Raw genomic sequence first — 22132 nt, 5'->3', positions numbered from 1 at the left:
GCCGTTCTCCGTTCATGGTTGCTGACCTTCGACAAGCCAGAAACCTAGACAGAGAACGGCGTGTTGCTATCTCACCACCCCGAACCCACCCACAGATGCGTCACAAGAGCCACAATTTCCGCCCACTCAGGGGGAGAGGTGACCACTCACCAGGGGTGGCGGCGACGGGATCAGCGGCGACGCGAGGAGATGACGCCGGTGTCGAACCCGGCCAGGTGCAGGCCGCCGTGGAAGCGGGCGTGCTCGATCTTCAGACACCGGTCCATGACGACGTCGAGGCCGGCCTCGACGCCGCGGTCGGCCACGGCCTGGTCACGCAGGCCCAGCTGCAACCACAGGGCCTTCGCGCCGACCGCCACCGCCTCGTCGAGCACCTGCGGCAGGTCCGCCGGCTTGCGGAACACGTCGACGATGTCGGGTGTCCCGGGCAGCTCGGCCAGCGACGGGTAGACCGGCCGGCCCAGGATCTCGGTGGCACCGGGGTTGACGAACCAGACCTCGAAGTCCGACGACGACAGCAGGTAGGTCGCCACGAAGTACGAGGCCCGCGCGGGGTTGTTCGACGCCCCGACCATCGCGACGGTGTGGGAGTGGCGCATCAGTGCCTGCCGGTCGGTGGCGCTCGGCTGGGTCCAGGTCACGCCTTCACCGCCGCCGTGAGCGCCTGGTCGAGATCCCAGAGGATGTCCTCGACGTCCTCCAGCCCGACGCTGATGCGGACGAGGTCCGGCGGCACACCGGCCGCCTCGAGCTGGGCGTCGGTCAGCTGCTGGTGGGTGGTGCTACCCGGGTGGATGACCAGGGTGCGGGCGTCACCGATGTTGGCCAGGTGGCTGCACAGCTGGAGCGCCTCGATGAACCGGGTCCCGGCCTCGCGTCCACCCTGCACACCGAAGGCGAACACCGCGCCGGGGCCCTTCGGGGTGTACCGCTGCGCCCGGGCGTGGTGCGGGTGGTCGGGCAGGCCGGCCCAGTTCACCCAGCCGACACGGTCGTCGGCCGCGAGCCACCGGGCGACCTCGTGGGTGTTCGCGAGGTGGGCGTCCATCCGCTGCGGCAACGTCTCGACGCCCTGCAGGAGCAGGAACGCCGAGTGCGGCGAGAGGGCCGGCCCGACGTCGCGCAGTTGCTCGCTCCGCAGCTGGGTCAGGAAGCCGTACTCGCCGAAGTTCCCCCACCACTGCACCCCGCCGTACGACGGCACCGGCTCGGTCATCCGCGGGTGCTTGCCGTTCCCCCACGGGAAGGTGCCGCTCTCGACCACCACTCCCCCGAGCGTCGTGCCGTGGCCGCCGAGGAACTTCGTTGCACTGTGCACCACAATGTCGGCGCCGAACTCGATCGGCCGGCACAGCCACGGCGTGACCGTCGTGGCGTCGACCACCAGCGGGATGCCCGCGGCGTGCGCGACCTCGGCCAGACCCTCGAGGTCGGCGACCTCACCACTCGGGTTCGCCACGACCTCGGCGAACACGCACCGGGTGCGGTCGGTGATCGCCGCGGCGTAGTCGGCCGGGTCGGTGCCACGGACGAACACCGTGTCGACCCCGAACCGCCGCAGGGTGACGTCGAGCTGGGTGAGCGTGCCGCCGTAGAGACTGCCGGCGGCCACGATCTGGTCGCCGGCACCGGCGAGCGCCGCGAAGACGAGGAACTCCGCGGACAACCCGCTCGCCGTCGCCACCGCTCCGATGCCACCCTCGAGGCTCGCCATGCGTTCCTCGAGGGCCGCGACCGTCGGGTTGCCGATGCGGGTGTAGATGGAGCCGTACTTCTGCAGGGCGAAGAGGTTCGCGGCGTCGGTGGTGTCGTCGAAGACGAAGCTGCTGGTCTGGTAGATCGGCACCGCCCGGGCGCCGGTGGTCGGGTCCGGCGCTCCGCCGGCGTGCAACGCGCGGGTGCGGAAACCCCAACTGCGGTCGGTCACACCGCCGACGATACGGCGAGCGTCGACGACACCGGGGTGGCGTTGCTGAACAGGTCGAACACCGGGCAGTGCTCGTCGACCTGCTGCTGCAGCTTGGCGTACGTCTCCTCGGACTCGGGGCCGGTGATCGTGACCTTCACCCGCACGTCGGACAGGCCCGGACGGCCGCCACCCTCGAACCCGAACATGGTGCGGAAGTCGAAGTCGCCCTCGACGTCGACCTTGAGTGAGTCGACCTGGACGTTCTGCTTCGCGGCCCAGTACTTGTAGACCACGATCTGGCACGACGCGAGCCCCGCGAGTGCGTAGTCGACCGGCCCCGGCGCAGCGTCGTCCCCGCCGAAGCCCCCGGGCTCGTCCTGGGCGAAGGTGTGCTTGTTGACGCGCAGCGCGCTCGTCGGGCCGTCGGTGGCGGTGGCGTGTGCACGGAACACCACCGCGGCGTTCGAGGCGTCGGCGGTGACGGCCTCGCGCAGGGCGTCGACGACGGGGGCGAGATCGGTCTGCGGCACGGGAACTCCAGTCGGGTCGAGGAGGTGACCCCCCTTGTCTACCCGATCACCAGGGATCGCACCGTCGTCCGGGGGTTCCTCACAGCACGGAACCGCGCCGACCCCGCCCCTCACCGCCCCGTCACACACAGAGCGAGTGGTCACCTCCACCGTCGAGTGGTCGGGAATTGCTGACCATTCGAGGGGAGAGGTGACCACTCGCCGGGACGTGCGGTGTGGTGGGCGCGGGGACGGGCCGGGTGGGCCGGCCCGTCCGTCGGCTACGGGAAGGCGGGGACGCCGGGGGCGATCTCGACCTTCTGCGCCTCGACCCGCTCGTCGACGGGCGGCGCGACGTACGGGTCGGCCTTGGGCCGCTCGTGCCCACCGGGGAACGCGAGACGGAGGATGGTCCGCTGCACCGTGAGCCACTGCTTGCCGAACGGCCCGGTGTTGTAGGGCAGTCCGTAGCGCTCGCAGATGTCCTTCACGCGCGGCGCGATCTCCTGGTACCGCGAGCTCGGCATGTCCGGGTACAGGTGGTGCTCGACCTGGAACGACAGGTTGCCCGAGAGCAGGTGGAACGTCGAGGAGCCGTCGATGTTCGCCGCGCCCAAGAGCTGACGCAGGTACCAGCGGCCCTTGGTCTCGTTCTCGATCTCGGCCTCGGTGAACGTGTAGGCCTGGTCCGGGAAGTGGCCGCAGAAGATGATCGCGTTCGACCACACGTTGCGGACGATGTTCGCCACGGCGTTGGCGGCGAGCGTCTTGCGCCACTCGCTGCCCGAGAGCAGCGGGAACGCGATGTAGTCCTTCACGATCTGGCGGCGGGCCTTGACCCCGATGGCCTTGAGTTCGTCCCACGTCTGACGCTTGGGCTTGCGGCCCTTGCGGATGGCCTCGAAGTCGAGGTCGTGCAGGGCCACACCCCACTCGAACAGCGCCATCAGGATGAGGTTCGTGACCGGCTGCAGCAGGAACGCGGGCTCCCACTTCTGGCGCGGGTCGACGCGGAAGATCTCGTAGCCGACGTCGTGGTCCTTGCCGATGACGTTCGTGTACGTGTGGTGCACGTAGTTGTGCGAGTGCTTCCACGCGGCGGCGGGCGAGGCGGTGTCCCAGTCCCACGTCGAGGAGTGGATGGCCGGGTCGTTCATCCAGTCCCACTGGCCGTGCATGACGTTGTGGCCGATCTCCATGTTCTCGAGGATCTTGGCCAGGGAGAGCCCGGCCGTCCCGAGCACCCACGCGGGCTTGTACCGCGAGGCCATGAGCACGATCCGTGAGAGCACGACCAGCCGACGCTGGAACTCGATGATGCTGCGGATGTACTTGGCGTCGCGGTCACCGAGATCGGCGAAGATCTCGTCGTGGATCGCCTGGAACTCCCTGCCGATCGCCTCGATCTGCTCGTCGGTCAGACGGTCGATCGGGTTGGGCGTCTTGGGGATCTTGGTGGTCCCGGCGCTCAGCACCATGTCCGGTACTCCTCTCGGTGGTTCACGGGAATCACAGGTCGATCTCGACGTGGCCCTCGGGGCAGCTGACGCAGATGCGCACCATCTCGCCCTCCTGGCCGTACGTCTTGCCGGTCACGAGGTCGCGCAGGGTGCCCTCCGCGAGCCGTCCGACGCAGGTGTGGCAGATGCCCATGCGGCACCCGTGCTGCAGGACGAGGCCGGCGTTCTCCCCGGCCTCGAGGATCGGGGTCGACCCGTCGCACTCCACCTCGGTCTCGCTGACACGGAACCGCACCGTGCCGCCCTGGCCCGCCTCGACGTCGGCGCCCGCGCGGGGCTGGAACCGTTCGAGTTCGAACCGGTCGGCCAGGCCTTCGTCGGTCCAGTGCTGCTTGAACGTGTCGATCATCGACGGCGGACCGGACAGGTAGGTGGTGCGCTCGCGCCAGTCGGGCACCAGCTGCGCGAGGTCGTCGGGGGTGAGCCGACCCTTGTCGGAGCTGAACCAGGTGTGCAGCGTGTAGCCCTCGTGTTCCTGCTCGAGGGTGCGGAGGCGGTCGGCGAAGATGACGTCGTTCTCCGTGCGCACCCCGAAGACGTGGACGACGTCGTCCAGCCAGCCCTCGAGGTCGAGCTTGCGCAGCAGCGCGAACATCGGGGTGACGCCGCTGCCGGCACTGATCAGCAGGATCGGGCGCTGCGGCCGACGGTCGATCCCGAACTCGCCCTGGCTCTCGCCGAGGTAGAGCATCGCGCCGGGTTCGGCCTGCTCGAGCAGGTAGGTCGACATCAACCCGCCGTCGACCTTCTTCACCGTCACGGCGATGACGCCCTTCGGGTGCCCCGGGTCGGAGGTCAGGGTGAACGCCCGCCAGTGCCGGATGCCGTCGATCTCGACGCCGACGCGCAGGTACTGCCCCGGCTGGTGACCCGGCCAGGGCCGACTCGGCTTGATGACGATGGTGGCGGTGTCGTGGGTCTCGTGCCGGATCTCGGTGATGACGCCGCGCAGTTCGCGGGTGCTCCACAACGGGTTGACCAGCTCGAGGTAGGCATCGGGCATCAGGGGGGTCGTCAGCGCCCGCGCCGCGGCGAGGACCCGCCGCACCGTCCCCGGGATCTCGGGGGTAGCTCCGCTCTCGACCACGACTAAACGATACCGACGGTAACGGACACCGCAAGAGGGCGCGCGGCGCCGGTCACAGGTGGACCCCGGGCAGCAGGCGGGCGAGCAGGACCGCCCCGCGGCTCAGCGCCTCGGGCGCCTTGGCGCCGATGCGGACGTCCTCGCCGCCCGCCGCGGCGGAGTCGGGGAACGCCAGGTACGCCGTGTGCATGACGGCCTCCGTGAGGTTGGGGGTGAGGGCGTTCGCGACCGCGCCGAGGGTGCCGAGCTTGGTCCCCCACTGCTTCGGGTGGTGCTCGAGTGCGTGGACCAGGACGTCCGCGGCCTCGTCGGGGGTCATGGTCGGGAAGCGGTCGTACATCGTCGTCGGCGCGATCATCGGTGTGCGGACCAGCGGCATGTGGACCACGCTGAAGGTGACACCGTCACCGATGGTCTCGGTGCTGACCACGCGGCTGAAGGCGTCGAGCGCGGCCTTGCTCGCGACATAAGCCGAGAACCGCGGGACGTTGGTCTGGACGCCGATGGAGCTGACGTTGACGATCCGGCCGAACCGCCGCCGCTGCATGCTCGGCAGCACCGCGAGGATCAGCCGCACCGGCGCGAAGTAGTTCAACGCCATCGTGCGCTCGTAGTCGTGGAAGCGGTCGTAGGACAGCGCCACCGAACGCCGGATCGAGCGGCCGGCGTTGTTGACCAGCATGTCGACGCCGCCGTGCTCGGCGAGCATCCGCTTGACGACGTCGTCGACCGAGTCCTGCTCGGTGAGGTCGACCGAGTAGACGTACGCCTCGCCGCCCGCCGCGACGATCTCGTCGCGGACCTCCTCCAACTCGGCGGTCCGGCGGGCGAGCAGCAGGGGCACGCCGCCCTTCTCGGCGACCTTGAGCGCCGTGGCCCGGCCGATGCCCGAGGACGCCCCGGTGATGGCCACGACCCGGCCGTCGAGCTCACCCCGCGGCCCGTGGCGGCGGAACCGGTTCGGGTCGAGGTGGGACGCCCAGTAGTTCCACAACCGCCCGGCGTACGCGTCGAGTTCCGGCGGCGGTGGCACACCCGCGGCGTCGAGCTCGGCGCGCGTCACCTCCGACGCGAAGGTCGGGGTGAACACCATGTGCGGGACGACCTCGCTCGGCACGCCCAACCGTTGCATCGTGAGGTCGTAGCCGAGCGTGACGCCCGGGACCGCCCCGGCGACCTTCGCCACGAGCTTCGCCACGGGCCACACGGTCGTGCCGGGCAGGGTCGCCGTGACGGTCGGCGCGCCCGCCTGGGTCGCGAACGCGTTGTAGACCGAGGCGAACGACTGCGGGTGCGGGTGGACGAGGTGGAACGCCCGACCGTCGAGCGCGGGCCGGTGCATGAGCGCGTTCATGGCGTCGACCACGTAGTCGACCGGCACGACGTTGGAGTCGCCCAACCCCGGCAGGACGATCGGGGTGCGCATCCGGTGCGGCACCCGCGCCAGCGCGTCGATGGTCGGGAAGAAGTAGTAGGGCCCGTCGACCTTGTCCATCTCGCCGGTGCGGGAGTCGCCGAGCACGATCGCCGGGCGGTACACCCGCCACGGGACCGCCGCGCCACGGACGATCTTCTCCGACTCGAACTTGGTGCGGTGGTACGGCGAGGGCAGCGGCTGCCCCTTGTCGAAGTCCTTCTCGGCGAAGGTCCCGCGCGCCTCCCCCGCCACCGCCACCGACGACACGTGGTGCAGGGTCCCGACCTCCAGGTCCTCGGCGAGCTCGACGACCCGGCGGGTGCCCTCGACGTTGATCTGCTCGTTGCGCTCGTCGCTCGCCGTCATGTCGTAGAGCGCGGCCAGGTGCACGAGGTGGTCGACCTTCTTCCGCAGCGAGCGGCGCGTGGTCTTCGAGATCCCGAGGTCCGGTTCGGCGAGGTCACCGGTGACGACGTGCACCCGGTCGCGCCGCGACGCCGACAGGTCGGCGAGCGAGGTCTCCAGCCGGCCGACCGAGCCCGACCGGACGAGCGCGTGGACCTGCGCGTCGGGGTCGTCGAGCAGCTTCACCAGCAGGTGCCGGCCGATGAGGCCGGTGCTGCCGGTCAGCAGGTACGTCGTCACAGGGCGTCTCCACGGTGAGGCGGGCGCGACAGTCTTACCCGGAACCGCGAGTGTCGCACCCCGGCCCGCCGACCGGCCAGCCTCAGCCGGCGTGCTGACGGTGCTGACGCCAGAACGCCCGTTTCGCGATCAGCTCCGCGACCTGGGGCGGCACCATCGGCTCCCAGCCGTCCTCGCCCTCGCGGATCTTGCGCAGGACCTCGCGCGACAGGATCGGCAGGAACTCCGGGTGGTGGTTGTCGAGCGCGACGAAGCTGCCCCGTCCGACCAGGTAGTCGTAGAGCGGCTGCAGCTCCGGCTCGACGCGCAGGGTGTCGACGGTGACGGTCTCGCCGTCGCGCAGCATCGGGTAGCAGTACAGCTTGAGATCGTTCTTGAACATCCGGCCGAAGCTCTCGAGGATGCCGCCGGGCAGGGCGGTGTAGTTGGACTCGTCGAACAGGTCAACCAGGCTCGGCAGCCCCATGGTCAGGCCGATCGGCCCGTCGGTGCGCCACTGGAGGTACGCGGCCAGGCGGTGGAAGGCGGCGAAGTCGGAGATCAGCGTGGTCATGCCGCAGGCGGCCAGCAGGTCGGCCCGGGCGAGGAAGTCGCGGCGGTCGACGTCCGCCCCGCCGTCGAGCAGGTTCGCCGTGGTCAGCTCGCAGAGGCGCAGGATCTCGCGACCCTCGACCGTCGGCAGCCGGCTGAACTTCTCGCACGCGGCGTCGAGCATGTCGATGTTGACGACCGTCGGCGGTCGGAAGCTGCCGCGCTCGACCAGCACCGCCTTCTTGCGCAGCACCTCGCTGGGCTGCAGCACCTCGCGGTCGGGTCCGAACATCGCCGCGCCGGAGAGTCCGAGTTGGACGAGTTTGAGCGCCATGAGCCGGTTGTCGACCGCACGGAACTCGATGCCGCGGAACTCGATGAGGTCGATCTCGATGCGTCCGGTGGTGAGCCGGTCGAGCAGGTGCTCGATGAGGACGTCGGGCTCGTGGTGCTCGAAGAAGGCCCCGTGCAGCAGGTTGATGCCGACGATGCCCAGCGCCTCCTGCTGCAACGAGGCCTCGTTGTCGAGCATGCGCACGTGCACGATGACCTGGCTCGGCTCGTCACGCGGGCGGCTCTGGAACTTCACGCCCATCCAGCCGTGGCACTCGTTGCCGCCACGGAAACTCCGGGCGACCACGGTGTCGGCGAAGGCGAAGAACGCGTTGTTGTCGCCGCGGTCCTCGGACAGCCGGTCGATGTTGAGCTGGAACTCGTGGTCGAGCATGGCCTGCAGCCGCTGCATCGACACGTAGCGGCCGGAGTGGCCGTAGACGGCGTCGCTGACCGCCATGTCGTACGCCGAGATGGTCTTGGCCACCGTGCCGGCCGCGCCGCCCGCCCGGAAGAACCACCGGGCGACCTCCTGGCCCGCCCCGATCTCGGCGATCGTCCCGTACCAGCGGGGGTCGAGGTTGATCCGCAGGGCCTTCTGGTGGGTGTCGCCGACGATCTCCATGCGCGCTCCCGGGCGGTGTCGGACGGCTGGGCCGCGGGGGACGTTAGCGGTTCCGGCCGGACACCGGCACCCGGTCGTAGCCTCGGGTCCGTGGACGACGCCGACACCGTGACCGTCACCGACGACCCGGACCGCGGGCACTACGTGCTCCGCGTGGACGGCCACCCCGCGGGCACCCTCGTGTACCGCCCCGCTCCGGGTGCGTCACCGGCGCGGGTGTTCGTGCACACCGGGATCGACCCGGCCTTCGAGGGACGCGGGCTGGGCTCCCGGTTGATCGCCGCCGCCCTGGACGACGCCCGCACCCGGGGGTTCCGGGTCCTGCCCCAGTGCCCGTTCGTCCGGGCCTACCTCGGCCGTCACCCCGAGGACCTCGACGTCGTCGGGGCGGCCGACCGGGCCGCGTACGGCCTGCCCCCCGCGTGACCCCGACGGCCGGGTGTTGCCCGGGGTGCTCCGGCCCGCTCTAGTCTCGTCCCATGGGTGACGACGTCGCGGCGACGCAGTTCAGCCGTCAGGACCGGCAGCGCTACCGGGCCAAGGTCCGCCGGTGCCTCGACGTGTTCGCCCGGATGTTGCAGGAGGCACGGTTCGACAACGAGCGGCCCCTGACCGGCCTGGAGATCGAGTTCAACCTGGTCGACAAGGACCAGGACCCGGTCATGCGCAACACCGAGGTCCTCGAGGAGATCGCCAACGAGGACTTCCAGACCGAGCTCGCCCAGTTCAACATCGAGATCAACGTCAAGCCCCGGCCCCTCAGCGGTGACCACCCGGTCCAACTCGAGGAGCAGCTACGGGCGAGCCTCAACGACGCCGAGAAGCGGTCGGAGGCGATCGGCGCCCACATCGTGATGATCGGCATCCTGCCGACGCTCACCAACGAACAGTTGCACTCGGAAACACTCAGCGCGAACCCGCGGTACAAGCTGCTCAACGAGCAGATCTTCGCCGCGCGCGGTGAGGACCTGCACATCAGCATCGACGGTCCGGAGCGGCTGTCCACGTACGCCGACACCATCGCCCCCGAAGCCGCCTGCACCAGCGTGCAGTTCCACCTGCAGGTGAGCCCGCAGCAGTACGCGGCCAACTGGAACGCCGCCCAGTGCATCGCCGGCGTGCAGCTGGCGGTCGGCGCCAACTCACCGTTCCTGTTCGGCAAGGAGCTGTGGCGCGAGACCCGGATCGCGCTGTTCGAGCAGGCCACCGACACCCGTCCGGAGGAGCTGCGCGAACAGGGCGTGCGCCCGCGGGTGTGGTTCGGCGAACGCTGGATCACCTCGATCTTCGACCAGTTCGAGGAGAACGTGCGGTACTTCCCGGCGCTGCTGCCGGTCGTCGAGGAGGAGGACCCGGTCGAGGTCCTCGACCGCGGCGACACGCCTCGCCTGCAGGAGCTGCGCCTGCACAACGGCACGATCTACCGCTGGAACCGCCCGATCTACGACGTCTACCGCGGCAAGCCCCACCTGCGGGTCGAGAACCGGGTGTTGCCGGCCGGGCCCACGGTGGTCGACATCCTCGCCAACAGCGCGCTCTACTACGGCCTGCTGCGGATGCTGGTCGAGGAGGAACGCCCGATCTGGTCACGGATGTCGTTCGCGACCGCGAGCGACAACTTCTACGAGGGCGCGCGCCGCGGCATCGACGCCCAGCTGTACTGGCCGGGCCTCGGCGAGGTGCCCGCCACCGAACTGGTCCTGCGTCGGCTGTTGCCCATCGCCCACGAGGGCCTCGCCCGCTACGGCGTCGACTCCGCGGTCTCCGACCGCCTGCTCGGCATCATCGAGCAACGCTGCATCCAGCACGTCAACGGCGCCGAGTGGCAGGTCCGCACCTTCCGCCAGATCGACGCCGAGAGCAACCTCGACCGCCGCGAGGTGCTACGCGAGATGGTGCGCCGCTACAGCGACAACATGCACACCAACGAGCCCGTGCACACCTGGGAGCTCTGACCACGAACGACCGAATTCTGTGTACTCCTGCAGCCTGAGGCTGCAGGAGTACACAGAATTTGCGGGTTTCAGCCCAGGCGGGCGCGCTCGTCGGCAGCCCAGGCGGCGAGCAGGCCGCGGTAGTGCGCGACGAAGTGGTCGTGTTCGTGTGCAGGGAACGTGCCCTTCACGGTGTCGACCAGCAGGTCGTCGAACTCCCCCGACTCCACCCACTCGAGCACCACGGCGTCGAGGTTGCCCAGCCGCGACGCGCAGAAGTTGCGGTAGCGGTCGACCTCGAAGTAGTCGTCCGCGAGCTGCCGGTACTCCCCGAGCTTCTCCTGGTACGACAGGTCGTCGCGGTCGGCCACGTCGAAGTAGCGGCGGGTGTCGAGGTCCAGGCGGGGACGACGGCCGGTGGCGGTGGTGAACACCGACCACTTGACCAACGCCTTCATCGCCCACGGGAAGTAGTAGTGCAGCGAGGTCAGCGCGACGTCGGGGCAGGCGTTGGCGTAGTCGATCGGCGCGACCTCGGAGCCCTTCACCAAGGTCTCGCAGGAGTTGAACTCCCACCGGAAGAAGGCGTTGACCAGCCGACCGATGGTGACGACCTCGTCGCCGACCTCGGGCGTGAGGAAGTCGTGGCTGACCGAGTACCGGGCGTGCATCGGCTGGTCGGGATCGAAGTTCATCACCATGGTCTCGGCCCCGATCGACAGCGACCGGGCGAACACGTCGAAGCCGTCGACCGCCTTCTGCAGGTGCATGAGCCGCTGGCCGGAACTGTCGTACGCGGCGTGCAGTTCCTCGCGGTTGCGGATGTGGGAGACCCCCACCCACGCGCCGCCGTCGTAGGGCTTCATGAACATGGGGTAGCCGAGCCGCTCGGCGACCTGGTCGAGGTCGAACGAGCGGTTGTACTGCGCGGCGGTGTAGGCGTACTTGGCGTGGTCGGGCGGGTTCTTGTACGGCACCAGGACGGTCTCGGGGACCTTGAGCCCGAGCCGCATCATGGCGCAGTAGGCCGCGTGCTTCTCCATGCTCTGGAAGGTGAACGGGCTGTTGAACAGGTACACGTCGTCCATCAGCGCGACCTTCTTCAGCCACTCGCGCGGGTGGTAGTACCAGTAGGCCAGGCGGTCGATGACCAGGTCGTACCGGGGCTCGTAGCGCAGGTCGAACGGCTCGATCGTCACCCGTTCGACGTCGTAGGTGTGGCTGCCGCCGTCGCCGGACGCGACCGGCCCCATGCGCCGCACGATCGACTCGAAGGCCGCCGGCCAGTCGGTCTCGGTGCCGAGCAGCAGCCCGACCAGGTGGGTGGTGTCGGTCATCGGATCCCTTCCCGAACTCAGCAGAACCGCGGCAGGTGGTGAGCGAGTTGACGTTGCCACGAACTCCAGTCGTGGGGGACGTCGTACCCCCAGACGTCGAGTTCGTGACGGATCCCCTTCGACGTCAGCAACGCGGCGAACGCCCGGGTGTTCGGCAGCGCGGCGGTCGGGGACACCTCGAACGCGCCCTGCCCGACGACCAGCAGCAGCGACAGCTGCTGCCGCAGCCAGTCGAGGTGGTCACCGGACATCCCGGCGACGTAGTCGAAGGGGTTGTTGAAGTACAGGGCGTCCCCGCGTTCGCCCCAGCCGTGCCAGGTCGACGGGTCGTAGTTGCCCGAGAGGCACAGCGCAAGCGGGAACCGGTCCGCGCGCTTGAGCGCGAAGTTCGCGGCGTGGAACGCACCCATGCTGCACCCGACGGTGACGAACTCGGCGGCGCCACCGGAACCACCCGACGCCCACGGCACGACGTGGTCGAGGATCCACGACTCGTACGCCCCGTGCCGGCGCGCGCGTTCCTCGAGCGGGACGTCGCGATCGGACCACGTCCAGGCGTCGAACGAGTCGACGCAGTAGAGCTTGACGCGGCCCGCGTCGACGAGGTCCGCGACCGCGTCGACCAGACCGTGCACCTCGGGATCCCACGCGCGCCCGGCCTCGGCCGGGAACACGATCACCGGACGGCCGAAGTGACCGTAGGCGATGACGGTCCCGCGGGCGTCGTCCGAACCCAGTTCGACCTGCTCACGCCGCATCCGTTGCCTCCTGCTTCTGCCAGCTCACCGGCGGGTGGTCGACTGCACCAGTCGCGTCAGGTGGGGATCGAGCGCGTCCCGCCACGCCGTGAAGTTGTGCATGTCGCGCACCTCGGCGAAGCGGACGTCGTAGTCCAACCGCGCCAACGCCGCGGCCATCGACCGGTTGTTCGCGAGGTTCTCCTCGATCGTGCCGCACGTCATCGCCACCGGAACCGGGGCCGGGTCGGCGACGGCCTGCTCGATCTCGGCGACGAACCGGGTGACCGGCCCGTAGCGCGAGAACCGGCTCTCCTGCGGGTCGAGTGCACGGGTGAAGTAGCTGCCGGACTGCAGGAACAGGGCGTCGAAGGTCCCCGGCGCGAGCCGGTGGGCGTGGACCATGGCGAGCGCGCCGAGCGACGCCCCCACCCCGATCCGGCGCGAGGTCGGCACCCGTTCGGCGAGCGCCGGGACCACCTCGCCGGTCAACGCCCGCGCGTACGCCGGGTTGACCGCGTACCAGCGGTTGCGGTCGCCGGGGGCGAGCAGGGCGACGCGGAACGGCGGGGTGTCGCCGCCCGCGGTCGCGGCCCGGGCCCAGTCCAGGAACCGCCCGAGCGCGTCGAACTCCGGGCCGTCGTGCACGACCACCAGGGGCGCCACGGTGCCGTCGGCGAGTCCCGCCGGACTCCACAGCGTTCCCCGCACCGTGGTGCCGAGGGCCGTGCTCCGCACGGCGAGGTCGGTCGTCGTCCCGTCCGGGACATCCGCGTCGAGCCAGCGCGGCGCCGTGTACCCGGGGAACTCGACGACCGACTTCTCGCCGAACGCACCGGGCGCGCGGCGCGGGTTGGCCGGGTCGGGGACGGTGTGCCGGTCACCGTCCGGCTCCTCGAGTTCGAACAGGTACTCCATACGGTCGACCTCGGGCCGCTCGCACCGCAGCGTCCACGTCCCGCGCCGGTGCGCGAAGTCGAGCAGGTCACCGGGGATGCGGACGTCCTGGGCGAGCCGCACGCCGCGCAGCCGCCGGTGCGGGTCGGCGAGGTGGAAGGTCGCCGCGGTGGCGTCCACCTGCGGGCCGCCGTCGGTCCGGGGAGCCATCGCCCGAGAGCCTAACGATGCCCGGCGCGAATTCTGCACGCGGCATACGGGCGTTTCGCCCCGGTTCGTGCGGGGCGCGACCTCCGACGGATGTGAGGAACACTGCTCCACAAGGTCCCGTCGGGCGATATCCTCTCACCCGGTTGTGCGGGGTGTCGGACCAGAGCACCCACCGCACGGGAGCGGAGATCGATGGCCGGCGGCCTGCCAGGAACGGTGCCCCGTTCCCGCCTGAGCGTGCCACGGGTGCGCGGGCTCGGCCGACCGCGCCTGGACGCCATGCTCGACCACGGCCGCCCCACCGGGCTGGTCCTGGTCGGCGGGCCACCCGGCATCGGCAAGACCTCCACGGTCGCCCAGTGGTCGACCGGCCTCGACGTCCCCGTCGCCTGGTACCGCGCCGTGGCGGCCGACCCCGCCGCCGCACCGGTCCCGACCTCGACCGTGCTCGACCACCTCGCGGCCGCGCTCGACGTCGCGCTCGGCACCGGTCCCGGGTCCGCGGGCGGCCGCACGACCGTCGACCAACTGGTGCTGCGGCTCGAGCACGCGCCCGGTCACCCGGTCGTGGTCGTCGACGACGTCCACCTGCTCGGGCCGGCCGACCACAGCCGCCTCGAGGAGTTCGCGCTCGACGCCATCGACCAGGTCTGCCTCGTCCTGGTCGGCCGGGACCTCCCCGGGTGGAACCTCGCCCGGGGCGAACTCGTGGACCAGGTCCAACTCGACCACCAGGACCTGCGGTTCCGGCCGTGGGAGGTCGAGACCTTGTTCCGCGAGCGCTACGCCATCCCGCTCGGCTCGGCCGACGCCGTGGAGCTGACGCGCCGCACCGGGGGCTGGGCCGCCGGGTTGTCACTGTTGCACGGTGCACTGCGCCGGCTCGGCCCCGGCGCCATCGCCCCCGCGCTCTCCTCGCTCACCGAACGCGCCCGGTACGCCTCGGCCTACCTCGAGGACCAGGTGTACGTCGGCGTCAGCGCCGCCGATCGCGAGTTCCTCCGCCGGACCGCGGCGTTCGACGTCCTGACCGTTGCACGATGCAACGCCCTGCTCGAGGTCGACGACTCGGCGACGACCCTGCGCCGCCTCCGCGAGGTGCCACTCCTGCTCGAGGTCGACGAGTCGGGCGAGAACTTCCGCGTCCACCCGGCGATCCGGCGCCACGTCGCCACCGAACTCGCCGACCGCCTCGGCCCCGACGCCATGCGCGCCTGGCACCGCCGCGCCGCCGACACCCTGGCCGGCGAGGAGGTCTCCCTGGAGCACCTCGTCGCCCGCTGCCGCGCCCAGGACTGGGACGGCGTGCGCGCCCTGCTCGACCTCCACGGTCCCGCACTGACCACGACCCAGACCGACGCCTGGGTGCGACTGCTGCCGGACCACGTCATCGACGCCGACCCGTGGGCGGGCCTCGCGCGGGCCGTCGCCCTGCTCGAGGACGGCCGGTTCCTGCCCGCGGTCCAGGCCGCCCGCAGCGCGCGGGTGAAGTTCTCCGACGCCCGGGGCCGGCGGGCGTGCGACCACGTCGTGCGCCGGGCGAGCGTGTGGACGTCCGCCGACACCACGTCACCGACGCGGTGGGAGGACGTGCTCCGGGCGTCGACCGTGCGTGACCCGGCCAGCGCCGCCCAGCGGGCGCACTCGCTCGACAGCCCGATGCGCCTGGTGTGCGAGGGCGTCGCCCTCATCCTCGCCGGCAACCACGAGCGCGCGGCGGTGGTGCTGCGCCGCTGCGCGCAGGACCCGGCCGCCGACGTCGTCGCCCAACTGTCGGCCCGGTTGCTGCTCGCCGCCGTCGCGGCGCTCGGTGACCGTGCCGGGGTCCCCGTCCCCGATCTCGACAGCGCCCACACCGAGGCCGAACTGCACGGGTTGTCGTGGCTCGCCCGCATGGCCCGCGGGGTCGCGGTCGCCCGCGGCGGCCAGCGGCACGACCTCGACATCGCCGCCGCCCTGGTCGAGGAGTGCGACGCGATGGGCGACAAGTGGGGTGCGGCCCTCATCGCCCTCGGCTCGGCCCTGGCCGAGCTCCGCGCCGGCGAGTGCGACATCGCCGCGATCGAGTCGCTGGTCGAGCGGTTCCGCGCGCTGGACGCCGGCGTGCTCGAGGCGTGGACCCGCGCGCTCTACGCCGTCACCGCGGTGCACGAGGGACTGCCGGACGCCTTCCGCGACGCCCGCCTGGCCGAGGCCCTCGCCAAGGCCAACTCGGTGCCCGGCGCCCTGTCGCTCGCCTACGCGGCGCTCGGGGCGTCCGAGGTCAGCGACCGGGCCGAGTACACCCGCCTCGCCGAGGCCACCGGCCGCGCCGCGGGCCTCGGCGCCAAGCCCTGGACCTGGTTGAAGTCGGCGCGCGCCCACGGTCGCCCGGCGACGTCGGCCACCGCCCCCGTGGTCTCGGCGCCGGCGGCCGCGTCGCTGTCGGCCACCGACACGCTGCCGGTGGCGGCGTCGGTCGCGCCGCCCGCCGCGACCGCCCCGGTCAGCGACCTCACCACGCTGTCGGTGCTGCCGCCTGCCGACCCCACCCCGGCGGCGACGCTCGACGGACCCGATCTCCCCGTCGCGCGGGTCCACTGCTTCGGCGGCTTCACGTTGGAACTCGACGGCTCCCCGGTCGACCTCGGTGGGGTGCGCCCACGGGCCCGGTCGGTGCTGCGGTTGCTGTGCCTGCACGCCGGGCGTCCTGTGCACCGCGAGTTGCTGGCCGAGCTGTTCTGGCCCGACCTCACGGTGCGGTCCGCGCTGCACAACCTGCACGTGACGGTGTCCAGCCTGCGGGGGGCACTGGAACCCGACGTCGCCCCGCGCGCCTCCCGGCTGCTGGTACGCGACGGCCAGGCCTACACGCTCGTCCTGGCCCCCACGGCCACCTCCGACCTGCGCGAGTTCGACCTGGCCCTGCGCGCCGCGACCGCCGCGCGCCACCGCGACGACGTCGAGGGGCACCTGGAAGCGTTGCAGAGGGCAACGGATCTGTACGTCGGTGAGGTCTTGCCCGAGGACGGCCCGGCCGAGTGGGTCGTGCAGGTCCGCGAGGAGTACCGGATGCGGGCGGCCGAAGCGGCGTACGCCCTCGCCACCGGCCGACTCGAACGGGGCGACCCGGCGGCAGCTGCCCGGTCGGCCTCGCAGGCCGTGCGGGTCGACCGCTGGCACGACGGCGCGTGGCGCGTGCTGATCGAGGCCCTCGAGCGCACCGGCGACCGCGCCGCCGCCGGCCGGGCGAAGTCGTCCTACGCGGACGTCCTCGCCGGGCTCGGGGTCTGACCCTCGCTCAGATCAGGCCTTCGCGCACCGCGTAGGCCACGGCGTGCGAGCGGTTGCGCAGCTGCAGGCGCGTCGTCACACCGTGCAGCACGTTCTTGACCGTCCGCTCCGAGTAGCACAGTCGGTGCGCGATCTGGGCGGTGTCGTAGCCGTCGGCCACCAGGCGGAGCACGTCGACCTCACGCTGGGCGAGGCGTGAGCGCACCGAACTGCGCTGCTCGGTGCCGACGCCACCGGGAACCGGCGCACCGACGTAGCTGACCTGCCCGAACTGACCGAGCTGGCCGAGCAGCCGTCCGAGCAGGTCCGAGGGGACCGAACCCTCGCCCGCGGCGGCCTGGAGCACCACCCGCACGATGCGGTCCGACGTCGCCTCGGCGCGGCGGACGAGCCCGACCACGCCGGCCTCGGCGGCGGCGAGCACGTCGCGGTCGGACAGCACGGCGGCGACCAGGACGATGCGCCGGGTGCCCTGGTGGCGCACGGCGGCGAGCAGCCGCAACGTCGAGGCGTCCACCGCGTGGGTCACGACGACGGCGACGGACGCGATCTCCTCGTGGCCCGCGACCGGGTCGGCGGGGACCACCCGGATCTCCGGACGCGGCCGCAGGGCGGTGACGACCCCCATCTCGGAGAGGGGATCGGTGGCACGGACGGTGACGGTGACGCGCGGCATGCTGACTCCTCGAAACGTTGTTCCTGGTGACCGGACACCCCACCGGGTCCGGTAGCTGGAGGACAGCTTCCTGGGAAGGACCGAACAGGCAATCAACGCCGACTCAACGGGCACGGTCGCGGACTCAACGGGCACGCACCAACGACCCGTCCCGGCCGTTGAGAGCAGGGGAATTGCCACATCTACAGGGCTTTCGTCCGTGTTGTGCGGTGGAGAGTCCTTCCGGACCGACCCTCACCGGTTCTGCCCACCGCGTGACCGGACCGGTGTCTGGACACGGCCGGGCGTCCGCGGGTACCACGGGTCCATGACGCTGCCACCGACACCGGAGCCGTACCCGACCCCCGGCCCGGACCCGATCCCCGGACCCGGGCCGTCGCCCGCCCCCTCGCCCGTGCCGTCGCCCGAACCGGGACCTCCCCCGGTGCCCGGACCGTTGCCGACCTGAGGTATTCCTAGTTTCCCGGTCGACTTGCTAGGGTTCACCGGTGACCGTCACCGACGACCTCCTCGCCAACAACGCGCGCTACGCCGAGTCCTTCACCGGGCCGCTCCCCCTCCCGCCGTCGAGACACGTCGCGGTGCTGGCGTGCATGGACGCGCGCCTCGACGTGTACCGCCTGCTCGGCCTCGACGCGGGCGAGGCGCACGTCATCCGCAACGCCGGCGGCGTGGTGACCGAGGACGAGATCCGGTCCCTCGCGATCAGCCAGCGCCTGCTCGGCACGCAGGAGATCGTCCTGATCCACCACACCGACTGCGGCATGCTCACCTTCACCGACGACGAGTTCAAGCGCTCCATCCAGGACGAGGTCGGCATCAAGCCCGACTGGGCCGCCGAGGCCTTCCCGGACCTGGACGAGGACGTGCGGCAGTCGATCGCGCGCATCCACGCCAGCCCGTTCATCCCGCACAAGACCTCCGTGCGGGGGTTCGTCTTCGACGTCGCCACCGGTCGACTCGCCGAGGTCACCGCCTGAGACGGTCACCGCCTGCGACACGGGTCGGCGGGCGACGCGTGATCCCGCCGACACCCCGGACCCGATCCGGGGTACACCCTCGTACGGTTACTAGGACGTCCTAGTACATCGAGCGAGGAGGCTCCCGTGCCGACGACCAAGGACCTGCACGTCCCGGTGAACCCGGTCCGCTTCGTCACCGCGGCGAGCCTGTTCGACGGCCACGACGCCGCGATCAACATCATGCGGCGGATGCTGCAGAGCCAGGGCGCCGAGGTGGTCCACCTGGGCCACGACCGCAGCGTCGAGTCGGTGGTGCGCGCCGCGATCGAGGAGGACGCCCAGGGCGTCGCCGTGTCGTCGTACCAGGGCGGCCACGTCGAGTACTTCAGCTACCTGGTCGAGCAGCTGCGCGCCCGCGGCGCGGGCCACGTGCAGGTGTTCGGCGGTGGCGGCGGTGTCATCGTCGCCGACGAGATCGCGTTGCTGCGCGAGCGGGGCGTCACGATCTTCTCCCCGGAGGACGGCCAGCGCCTCGGCCTGCCCGGGATGATCAACCAGCTCGTCCGGACCGCCGACGTCGACCTTGCGGCCGAGTCCCCCGACCTCGACGCGGTGCTCTCCGGCGACACCGCGGCCCTCGCCCGAGCGCTCACCGTGCTCGAGCAGGGTCGCGACGCCGAGCTCGCCGCCGCGGTGCGCGAGGTGGCCGGGCGGCGGCACGTGCCGGTGCTCGGCCTCACGGGCACCGGCGGCTCGGGCAAGTCGTCCCTGTCCGACGAACTGCTGCGACGGTTCCGACTCGACCACGAGGACAAGCTGCGGATCGCCCACCTCGCGGTCGACCCCACCCGGCGCCGCGGCGGCGGCGCGCTGCTGGGCGACCGGATCCGGATGAACGCCCTGGAGAGCTCGCCGGGCGGCAACCACACCTTCTTCCGCTCGCTCGCCACCCGCACCGCGGGCTCGGCCGTGCCGGAACACCTCGGTGACCTCGTCGACGCCGTCAAGGCCGCGGGTTTCGACCTCGTCGTGGTCGAGACGCCGGGCATCGGCCAGGGCGACACCAGCATCCTGCCGTTCTCCGACGTCTCCCTGTACGTCATGACACCCGAGTACGGCGCGGCCTCGCAGCTGGAGAAGATCGACATGCTCGACTTCGCCGACGCCGTGGCGGTCAACAAGTTCGAGCGACGTGGTGCCGACGACGCCCGCCGTGACGTCGCCCGGCAGATGGTCCGCAACCGTGAGGTCTTCGGCGTTCCTTGGGAGGACATGCCGGTCTTCGGCACCAGCGCCGCCCGCTTCGACGACGACGGTGTCACCGCGCTGTACGGGTACCTGCTGGGCGAGCTCACCGCGAAGGGTCTGCCAGTCGGTGCCGGGCGGCTCCCGCGGGTGACCGGCAAGGTGTCGACCGCCCTGCACGGTGTGCTGCCGGGCAACCGCGCGCGGTACCTCGCCGAGATCGCCGAGACCGTCCGCGCCCACCACGCCGAGACCGACGACCAGGCCGCGGTGGCGCGCCGCCGCCAGCACCTCGCGACCACCGCAGGTCTGCTGCCGGAAGGTTCGCCCGCCGGCGAGGCCGTCGCATCGTTGCAGCAAGCAACGGAAACCGCGTTGCACGCCGACGTCCGCGAGCAGTTGACGGCGTGGCCCACAGTGGTCGAGAAGTACGCCGGCGACTCCTTCACCTACTCGGTCCGCGGCCAGGAGTTCCGCACCGAGCTGACCCGGGAAACCCTGTCCGGAACACGGGTTCCGCGCGTCGCCCTCCCCCGCACCACGGACCACGGGGATCTCGTGCGGTTCCTGCGCGAGGAGAACCTCCCGGGCTACTACCCGTTCACCGCCGGGGTGTTCCCGTTCAAGCGGGAGGGCGAGGCGCCTGCGCGCATGTTCGCGGGCGAGGGTGACGCCTTCCGCACCAACCGCCGGTTCAAGCTGCTCTCGAGCGGCAGCGAGGCGACCCGCCTGTCGACCGCGTTCGACTCGGTCACGCTGTACGGCCGCGACCCTGACCCGCGCCCCGACATCTACGGCAAGGTCGGCACGTCCGGCGTCTCGATCGCCACCCTCGAGGACATGAAGGTCCTGTACGACGGCTTCGACCTGACCTCGCCGACCACGTCGGTGTCGATGACCATCAACGGGCCCGCGCCGGCGATCCTCGCCATGTTCCTCAACACGGCGATCGACCAACGCCTCGAGGCCTTCCGCGAGGAGGAGGGCCGCGAACCCGACGCCGCCGAGGCCGAGGGGATCCGGGCCTGGGTGCTGTCGCACGTGCGCGGCACGGTGCAGGCCGACATCCTCAAGGAGGACCAGGGTCAGAACACCTGCATCTTCTCGACCGAGTTCGCCTTGCGGTGCATGGGTGACATGCAGCAGTGGTTCATCGACCACCAGGTACGCAACTTCTACTCCGTGTCGATCTCCGGCTACCACATCGCCGAGGCCGGGGCGAACCCCATCAGCCAGTTGGCGTTCACGCTGTCCAACGGGTTCACCTACGTCGAGTCCTACCTCGCGCGTGGCATGGCCATCGACGACTTCGCGCCGAACCTGTCGTTCTTCTTCTCCAACGGGCTCGACGCCGAGTACTCGGTCATCGGCCGGGTCGCCCGGCGGATCTGGGCCGTCGCCATGAAGGAGAAGTACGGCGCGAGCGAACGCAGCCAGAAGCTCAAGTACCACGTGCAGACCTCCGGCCGGTCGCTGCACGCCCAGGAGATGGACTTCAACGACATCCGCACCACCCTGCAGGCGCTCTGTGCGATCTACGACAACTGCAACAGCCTGCACACCAACGCCTACGACGAAGCGGTCACCACACCGAGCGAGCACTCGGTGCGGCGCGCACTCGCGATCCAGATGATCATCGACCAGGAGTGGGGCCTCGCCGACAACGAGAACCCGATCCAGGGCAGCTACGTCATCGAGCAGCTGACCGATCTCGTCGAGGAGGCCGTGCTGCTGGAGTTCGACCGGATCTCCGAGCGTGGCGGCGTGCTCGGGGCGATGGAGACCGGTTACCAGCGCGGGCGTATCCAGGACGAGTCGATGCTCTACGAGCGTCGCAAGCACGACGGTTCGCTGCCGATCGTCGGCGTCAACACCTTCCTCGATCCCCACGCCGAGGACGCCGCACCCGTCACCGTCGAACTGGCCCGGGCGACCGAGGGGGAGAAGCGGGGGCAGCTGGACCGGTTGGCCCGCTTCCACGAGGAGCACCGCACCGACGCGCCGGCCGCGCTGGAACTGTTGCAGCGTGCAGCGGTGTCCGGGGAGAACGTCTTCGACGCGCTCATGGAGGCGGTGCGGCACCTGTCGCTCGGGCAGATCAGCGACGCGTTCTTCGAGGTCGGCGGCCAGTACCGCCGCAACGTCTGAGGCCGCTCAGGTCTGCTGCCACGTCGCGTACGCCTCCCCGTCGCCGAACGCCGTCACCGACAGCGCGAGGTCCGAGACGTCGACGCCGCGGCGGTGCTCCACCGGCACGTCGGGCCGGGCCTCGTCCTTCAGGATCC

16 protein-coding genes are annotated in these 22132 nt (G+C 70.9%); 5 read left to right on the top strand and 11 right to left on the bottom strand.

Annotation, left to right across the window (positions count from 1 at the left end):
* Positions 1 to 170: 170 nt before the first annotated feature.
* The 7 genes from ACXR2U_RS09815 to ACXR2U_RS09785 form a co-directional block, all read right to left on the bottom strand.
* The gene (locus tag ACXR2U_RS09815) at positions 171 to 599 is read right to left on the bottom strand and encodes a CoA-binding protein (RefSeq protein ID WP_458824803.1); all 429 of its coding nucleotides are present in this window, start codon (positions 597 to 599) and stop codon (positions 171 to 173) included.
* A 38-nt stretch (positions 600 to 637) separates the two neighbouring features.
* Positions 638 to 1927, bottom strand: a complete 1290-nt coding sequence (locus ACXR2U_RS09810) for an O-acetylhomoserine aminocarboxypropyltransferase/cysteine synthase family protein (protein WP_458824796.1) — start codon at positions 1925 to 1927, stop codon at positions 638 to 640.
* Positions 1924 to 2439: an OsmC family protein gene (locus ACXR2U_RS09805; RefSeq protein ID WP_458824795.1), complete on the bottom strand. Its 516-nt coding sequence runs from the start codon at positions 2437 to 2439 to the stop codon at positions 1924 to 1926. Before ACXR2U_RS09805 ends, ACXR2U_RS09810 begins: the two co-directional genes overlap by 4 nt.
* Positions 2440 to 2699: 260 nt before the next feature.
* On the bottom strand, positions 2700 to 3896 hold the full coding sequence (locus tag ACXR2U_RS09800) for a fatty acid desaturase family protein (protein WP_458824794.1): 1197 nt from the start codon (positions 3894 to 3896) through the stop codon (positions 2700 to 2702).
* Positions 3897 to 3927: 31 nt separating this feature from the next.
* Entirely contained in the window at positions 3928 to 5025 is a 1098-nt protein-coding gene (locus ACXR2U_RS09795; RefSeq protein ID WP_458824792.1) for a ferredoxin reductase, read from the bottom strand.
* 52 nt (positions 5026 to 5077) lie between these two features.
* Entirely contained in the window at positions 5078 to 7087 is a 2010-nt protein-coding gene (locus ACXR2U_RS09790; RefSeq protein ID WP_458824791.1) for an SDR family oxidoreductase, read from the bottom strand.
* A gap of 82 nt (positions 7088 to 7169) precedes the next feature.
* The gene (locus ACXR2U_RS09785) at positions 7170 to 8576 is read right to left on the bottom strand and encodes a TonB-dependent receptor (RefSeq protein WP_458824789.1); all 1407 of its coding nucleotides are present in this window, start codon (positions 8574 to 8576) and stop codon (positions 7170 to 7172) included.
* A gap of 90 nt (positions 8577 to 8666) precedes the next feature.
* On the opposite strand from ACXR2U_RS09785, the gene ACXR2U_RS09780 reads away from it, so the two are divergent.
* A complete protein-coding gene (locus tag ACXR2U_RS09780) occupies positions 8667 to 9002 on the top strand; it encodes a GNAT family N-acetyltransferase (RefSeq protein ID WP_458824788.1) in 336 nt (111 codons plus the stop codon).
* 53 nt (positions 9003 to 9055) lie between these two features.
* Entirely contained in the window at positions 9056 to 10531 is a 1476-nt protein-coding gene (locus ACXR2U_RS09775; RefSeq protein ID WP_458824787.1) for a glutamate--cysteine ligase, read from the top strand.
* A 68-nt stretch (positions 10532 to 10599) separates the two neighbouring features.
* Here the strand turns inward: ACXR2U_RS09775 and ACXR2U_RS09770 are convergent, their stop codons facing one another.
* From ACXR2U_RS09770 to ACXR2U_RS09760, 3 genes are read right to left on the bottom strand one after another with little or no spacing between them, the layout of a single operon-like run.
* Complete coding sequence (locus ACXR2U_RS09770) at positions 10600 to 11847, bottom strand: ATP-grasp domain-containing protein (protein ID WP_458824786.1); 1248 nt, start codon at positions 11845 to 11847, stop codon at positions 10600 to 10602.
* A 17-nt stretch (positions 11848 to 11864) separates the two neighbouring features.
* On the bottom strand, positions 11865 to 12605 hold the full coding sequence (locus ACXR2U_RS09765; protein WP_458824785.1) for an esterase family protein: 741 nt from the start codon (positions 12603 to 12605) through the stop codon (positions 11865 to 11867).
* A 24-nt stretch (positions 12606 to 12629) separates the two neighbouring features.
* Positions 12630 to 13691, bottom strand: a complete 1062-nt coding sequence (locus ACXR2U_RS09760; protein WP_458824784.1) for an alpha/beta hydrolase — start codon at positions 13689 to 13691, stop codon at positions 12630 to 12632.
* A 246-nt stretch (positions 13692 to 13937) separates the two neighbouring features.
* On the opposite strand from ACXR2U_RS09760, the gene ACXR2U_RS09755 reads away from it, so the two are divergent.
* Positions 13938 to 16964 (top strand): BTAD domain-containing putative transcriptional regulator, encoded by a 3027-nt coding sequence (locus tag ACXR2U_RS09755; RefSeq protein ID WP_458824783.1) that lies wholly within the window; start codon positions 13938 to 13940, stop codon positions 16962 to 16964.
* A 7-nt stretch (positions 16965 to 16971) separates the two neighbouring features.
* On the opposite strand, the gene ACXR2U_RS09750 is transcribed toward ACXR2U_RS09755, so the two are convergent.
* Positions 16972 to 17640 (bottom strand): helix-turn-helix transcriptional regulator, encoded by a 669-nt coding sequence (locus tag ACXR2U_RS09750; RefSeq protein WP_458824782.1) that lies wholly within the window; start codon positions 17638 to 17640, stop codon positions 16972 to 16974.
* Between the two features lie 488 nt (positions 17641 to 18128).
* Between ACXR2U_RS09750 and ACXR2U_RS09745 the strand changes: the two genes are divergently transcribed.
* Together ACXR2U_RS09745 and icmF are read left to right on the top strand one after the other, a co-directional pair.
* On the top strand, positions 18129 to 18620 hold the full coding sequence (locus tag ACXR2U_RS09745) for a beta-class carbonic anhydrase (RefSeq protein WP_458824780.1): 492 nt from the start codon (positions 18129 to 18131) through the stop codon (positions 18618 to 18620).
* A gap of 126 nt (positions 18621 to 18746) precedes the next feature.
* On the top strand, positions 18747 to 21995 hold the full coding sequence (icmF, locus tag ACXR2U_RS09740) for a fused isobutyryl-CoA mutase/GTPase IcmF (protein ID WP_458824779.1): 3249 nt from the start codon (positions 18747 to 18749) through the stop codon (positions 21993 to 21995).
* Positions 21996 to 22132 lie beyond the last annotated feature (137 nt).

This window comes from Jatrophihabitans sp. YIM 134969, from assembly GCF_054456675.1.
Note: the sequence above shows the minus strand (reverse complement) of the source record. Positions and strands in the feature narration are given on the sequence as shown.